General features: G+C 61.9%; 3 protein-coding genes. All 3 read right to left on the bottom strand.

Annotated features, from left to right (window positions below):
- A partial coding sequence (locus EOA86_RS35890) for an AAA family ATPase (RefSeq protein ID WP_164892377.1) occupies positions 1-347 on the bottom strand: 347 nt, incomplete at its 3' end.
- Positions 347-544, bottom strand: a complete 198-nt coding sequence (locus EOA86_RS35885; RefSeq protein WP_128345769.1) for a hypothetical protein — start codon at positions 542-544, stop codon at positions 347-349. The genes EOA86_RS35890 and EOA86_RS35885, both read right to left, overlap by 1 nt.
- Positions 537-1,056 (bottom strand): helicase-related protein (locus EOA86_RS35880; RefSeq protein WP_206630249.1); only part of this gene is annotated, 520 nt, incomplete at its 5' end. The genes EOA86_RS35880 and EOA86_RS35885, both read right to left, overlap by 8 nt.

The raw sequence follows: 1,056 nt of genomic DNA, 5'->3' as shown, positions 1-1,056 counted from the left end.
AGGTAGGAGCTGGCGACGTAATCGTCGGAGCCACCTGGCCCCGGTTTTCCCGTCCGCGTCAAGCGATAGTGGGCGCCCGCGTGCGTCAGTTCGAGGCGGACCTCGAAGTTCCTCACGCCCTCGGTGCGTGCTTCCAAGTTGACGAGATCGTAGAGGGAAAGGTTCCGACGTCCCCGGCCCATAACGGTGCCGAACAGGGCAAAGCGTATTGCGTTGAGCAGGCTAGTCTTGCCGCGCATGTTCTCGCCGTAAAACACGGAAACGCCAATGTCCTGCGGGAATTCCACCCTCTGCGTGCCCTTGAAAGGGCCGAAGTTGGTGACTTCGAGCGACTTCAGGTAAAGCATCAGCCCTGCTCCGTGGCGGCGGCAACGAGGGCTTCGTCGACCTTGCGGGTGAGGTTTTCGGGACGCTCGGCGCCCCCGTGGAGGTGCAAGATTTCCAGCACCAGGGCGCGATCCACGTCAGGAAACTGCTCGGCCCGAAGCTTTTCGACAATGTCGATAAGGTTGTCGTCGCGCGAGAATTCGGCGGTCTCAGACATTGGGGGTCTCCAGATGGGAGTCGGCGATGACGTCGCCGACGGCGTCTTCGTCCTCATCAGCCTCGAAGCCATTCTCGGTCAAGGCGGACCAATCCAGGCCTGCGGCAGCGGCTATCCGTTTCAGGTCGGCCACCGCCGCAGGATTGATTGCATGCTCGCCGAATTCGATCGCTCGGGCCAGTTCGCCCTTGAGGACGGACCCACCCATGGCATCATCGTCGTCCGGCTCGGGCGTCACCACAACGTCGTGCAGATAGGCCAAGACTTTACCAGGCGCGCGGCGCAGAACCCGCCCTCGCCGCTGAATGAATTCCCGCGGGTTCCTAGAAGATGCCAAGATCAGCGCGTGAGACACCGTGGGGATGTCGACGCCCTCGTCCAAACACCGGATGGAGACGACAACACCGCCACGTTCGTTGAATAATTCCAGCGTGCGCTCCCGATCGCCGGGCATCGCGGAGTGGTATTCGTGCACGTCAGGCAATCCCTTTGCCTGCAATGCCGCCTTGACC

This window comes from Mesorhizobium sp. M5C.F.Ca.IN.020.32.2.1, assembly GCF_004023105.1.
Taxonomy (GTDB): Bacteria; Pseudomonadota; Alphaproteobacteria; order Rhizobiales; family Rhizobiaceae; genus Mesorhizobium; species Mesorhizobium wenxiniae.
This window is presented reverse-complemented; position numbering and strand designations above follow the sequence as displayed.